4 protein-coding genes are annotated in these 3,958 nt (G+C 65.1%); all 4 read right to left on the bottom strand.

Features of this window, described 5'->3' with window-relative positions; all coding sequences use genetic code 11:
• Nucleotides 1-86: 86 nt before the first annotated feature.
• Nucleotides 87-1,775, bottom strand: coding sequence for a choline dehydrogenase (betA, locus tag NP534_RS26020; protein ID WP_186663063.1), 1,689 nt, complete (start codon nucleotides 1,773-1,775; stop codon nucleotides 87-89).
• A 4-nt stretch (nucleotides 1,776-1,779) separates the two neighbouring features.
• Complete coding sequence (locus tag NP534_RS26015; RefSeq protein ID WP_047583413.1) at nucleotides 1,780-3,249, bottom strand: cytosine permease; 1,470 nt, start codon at nucleotides 3,247-3,249, stop codon at nucleotides 1,780-1,782.
• A complete protein-coding gene (locus NP534_RS26010) occupies nucleotides 3,246-3,425 on the bottom strand; it encodes a hypothetical protein (RefSeq protein WP_033698618.1) in 180 nt (59 codons plus the stop codon). Before NP534_RS26010 ends, NP534_RS26015 begins: the two co-directional genes overlap by 4 nt.
• A 96-nt stretch (nucleotides 3,426-3,521) precedes the next feature.
• On the bottom strand, nucleotides 3,522-3,958 hold a 437-nt coding region (locus NP534_RS26005; protein WP_274100632.1), incomplete at its 5' end, for an aldehyde dehydrogenase family protein.

Raw genomic sequence — 3,958 nt, 5'->3', positions numbered from 1 at the left:
CGGCTTCGCCGGTGTTCGCGGGGCGAGCCCGCTCCCACAGCAATAGCGCGTCCGCTGGGGTACCTACAGTCCGTACCAGGGATGTTTCAACCTGTGCGCACCTCGCGCCGTGGTGCGCGGCTGCGCTGTTGATCCTGCCAATCCTCTACCAACCCGACCGGCACATCGGCCGGTGCCAGCGGCTCGCGCCCGCGCACCAGGTCGGCAGCGCGCTCGGCGAGCATGATGGTCGGCGCATTGAGGTTGCCGTTGGGCTCGCTGGGGAACACCGACGAGTCGATCACCCGCAGCCCCTGCAAGCCATGCACACGCAACGCCGAGTCGACCACCGCCATGTCGTCCTCGCCCATGCGGCACGAGCCGCAGGGGTGCATGGTGCTTTCCATGTTGGCACGCACGAAGGCATCGATCTGCTCATCGGTCTGCACCTGCGGCCCCGGCGCCAGCTCCTCGCCGCGGAAGCGGTCCATCGCCGGCTGGGCAATGATCTCGCGGGTCAGGCGCACGCAGCGGCGGAAGCCCTCGCGGTCCTCTTCACGTTGCAGGTAGTTGAAGCGGATTTCCGGGTGCTGGTAAGGGTCGGCCGACAGCGCCCGCACATGCCCGCGGCTCTTGGGTTTGTTCGGCCCGGTCAGCACCATGAAACCATGGCCCTTGAACGGTTTGTCGCCGTCGTAGCGCATCGCCGCCGGCAGGAAGTGGAACTGAATGTCCGGCCAGCGCAGCCCCTTGGCCGAGCGGATGAAACCACCTGCCTCAAAATGGTTGCTGGCGCCCAGGCCATCCTTGAACAGCAACCAGCGCAGGCCGATCATCGCCTTGCCTAGCAGGCTCATCTTGCCGTTGAGCGTCACCGGCTCCTTGCAGGCGTACTGGATGTAGATTTCGGAGTGGTCCTGCAGGTTTTCACCCACACCCGGCAGGGCATGAAGCACCTTGATCCCGGCCTTTTTCAGCACCGCCTCGGGGCCGATACCCGAGCGCTGCAGCAGGTGTGGCGAGCCGATCGGGCCGGATGCCACCAGCACTTCGCGGCTGCAATGAACCGTGTGGGTCTGGCCGCCTTCGTCGTACTCGACCCCCACCGCCCGCTTGCCATCGAGCAGGATGCGCCGGGTCATGGCGTGGGTCACGACGGTCAGGTTCGGCCGGCTCATGGCCGGGCGCAGGTAGGCATTGGCGGTGGACCAGCGCACCCCGTCCTTCACGGTCATGTGCATGGCGCCGAAGCCTTCCTGCATGTAGCCATTGCAGTCGTCGGTCTTGATGTAGCCGGCCTCGGCACCGGCTTCTATCCAGGCGCCGTACAGCGGGTTCTGCATGTTGTTGCCGTTGTTGGTGGCCAGCGGCCCGGCGCCACCGCGGTAGTCGTCGCCGCCGAACTTGAAGTTTTCGGCGCGCTTGAAGTACGGCAGGCAGTTGCGATAACCCCAGCCGTTCGCGCCCAGGCTTTCCCACTCATCGAAGTCGCAGGCATGGCCACGGATGTAGACCAGGCCGTTGATCGAGGACGACCCACCCAGCACCTTGCCCCTTGGGCAGTGCAAGCGTCGGCCGTCCAGGTGGGTTTCGGCGGCGGTCTCGTAGCGCCAGTTGTACTTCTTGGTGTTCATCGGCAAGGAAAACGCACTGGGCATCTGGATCAGCACACTGCGGTCGCTGCCGCCGAACTCCAGCACCAGCACCGTGGTGGCAGGGTCTTCGCTGAGGCGGTTGGCCAGGACGCAGCCGGCAGAGCCTGCGCCGATGATGATGTAGTCGTATCGTTTGTTCATTGTTCTAGTCCTGTACGCGAAGGCCTGCGGCCTCGATGGTGCGTTCATTGCCCTTTGGGTAGCCGCCCCAGCCCAGGCGCGTAGCCAGCAGACGGGTCAGGCCGTAATGCACCAGCCCGGCCAACAGGCAGGACGGCAGCGAGGCGGTGGCGAAGGTGAAGAAGTCGGTATGGGCCAGGGTCTGCGGGTTGAACACCACCACGTAGATGGCAAAGCCTGCCACCAGCGCCAGCAGCGCGATGGGGTTGAAACCCTTGCAGAAGCGCAGCGGCGAGCCGCTTTGCTCGGCATACAGATGGCGCAGGTTCAGGCGCTGCTTGCGCAGGAAGAAGTAATCGGCAATGCCAATGCCGGCCAGGGCGCTGTTCAGTGCCGACGTCCACACCAGGAAGATGAAGAAGCCGTCGTAGATGCCCGGGGCCAACAGCACGATCACCACCGGGATGATGCAGAACAGCCCGATCAATACCCCCCAGCCCAGGCTGCGCAAACGCTCCCCGGCCAGTTGCCGCAGGCCGATCACCGCGGTGTAGAGGATGTTGACCATGCCGGTCAGGTTGGCCAGTGCCAGGAAGCTCAGGGCAATCACGCCGAAGGTCATGCCGCCGGCCAGCCGCATCCAGGCCGTGGGGTCGCTGCTGCCCAGGGTGGTGGCGGCGAACAGGCTGACCGACTCGCCCAGCGAAGCGGCGCCGAAGATGCCCACCAGGTTGGGCCAGAAGGCCGTGCGCTGGTTGCTGCACAGGCGCGACAGGTTGCCAATGTAGGGCCACCAGGAGAACCCTGCGGCGATGTTGATTTCCACCGCGATCATGAAGTTGACGTGCGGGTTTTCGAAGGGTGGCTGCAAGGGCGGCATGGCCAACAGTTCGCCGAAGCTGTAACGGCGGGAGATGAAGTACATCAGCGCCAGCATGATCAGGATCAGGCTGGGCGCGATCACCGCGCTCAGGCGGCGGATCATGTCGGGCCCGCGCATGGCCACCAGCGCCGCCAGCACGATGGCCAGCAGGGCCCCGGCGGTCACCAGCCAGTCGCCGGCGTCGGGCTCGCTGTGCTGTACCAGGGTTTCCAGGTTGTCCAGCGCCCGCCCGCACATCAACCCCAGCACCGCCAGCCAGCCCATGGTCAGTATCACCACCGAGAGGATGTACACCAGGCGGCTGCCATTGACGCCGAACATGCTGCGCAGGAAGGTGAACTGCTCGACGCCGTATTTGCCACACGGCAGGCAGGTGGACGATGCCGCCAGTACCACGCCGATGATGTTGCCGATGATGATCGCGGCAATCCCTTGCAACGGCCCGACGAACAGCGCGGTGGCACCGCCGATCAAAAACACCCAGGTGGCCACCGCCAACGCCGAGTTGGCGTAGGCATAGCCCCAGAAGCCCCAGACCCGTTCACCCGGCAGCAAGGGCGTGTCGCCGCGTTCGGCGGCCAGGCGAAATTCCTGCTCTCTGGCCCGGCTCATGGCTGGCCCCCCAGCACATACGCGCCGACCACCATGACCAGGGTCAGCACGGCAAGGGCGATAACGTCCGTTGCCTTCAGCGCGCCGGGCCAGTGCGCCCTGCCCTCCAGTTCTTCATAGGCGCGCAGGCGCCGTTCCAGGTCTTGTGCACGCTCGGTATCCACTTGGCTGTTCATGGGCATCACCTCGACGGGTTCTTGTTCTTGAAATTCGATGCGTTCGTGTTGCCTGCGTCGCTCGCCAAACCAGGCGACGCAGGCCGGCCCTGTCCCTCAGGGCAAGGTGATCCAGACCGCCTTGGTCTCCAGCAGAAACTCCAGTTGTTCGGCGCCCATGTCCTTGCCATAGCCCGACTGCTTGTAGCCACCAAACGGCATGGACGGGTCGAGCGTGCTGTGGGCATTGACGTAGACCGTGCCGGCACGCAGGCGCGGGATCAACCCGTGAACCTTGCCCAGGTCGTTGGAGTAGATCGCCGCCGCCAGGCCGTACTGCGAATCGTTGGCCAGCGCCAGCGCCTGCTCCTCGGCGTCGAAAGGCATGGTTACCAGCACTGGCCCGAAGATTTCCTCACGGACGATGCGCATGTCGTTGGTGCAGTGGGCAAAGATGGTCGGCTGCACGAAGAAGCCAGCGCCCTCGACCGGCTCACCGCCGTAGTACACCTGCGCCCCTTCGGCCTTGCCCAGGGCGATGTATTCCAGCACCC

The sequence above is a fragment of the Pseudomonas sp. 39004 genome, assembly GCF_028682155.1.
Lineage (GTDB): Bacteria > Pseudomonadota > Gammaproteobacteria > Pseudomonadales > Pseudomonadaceae > Aquipseudomonas > Aquipseudomonas capeferrum.
This window is presented reverse-complemented; position numbering and strand designations above follow the sequence as displayed.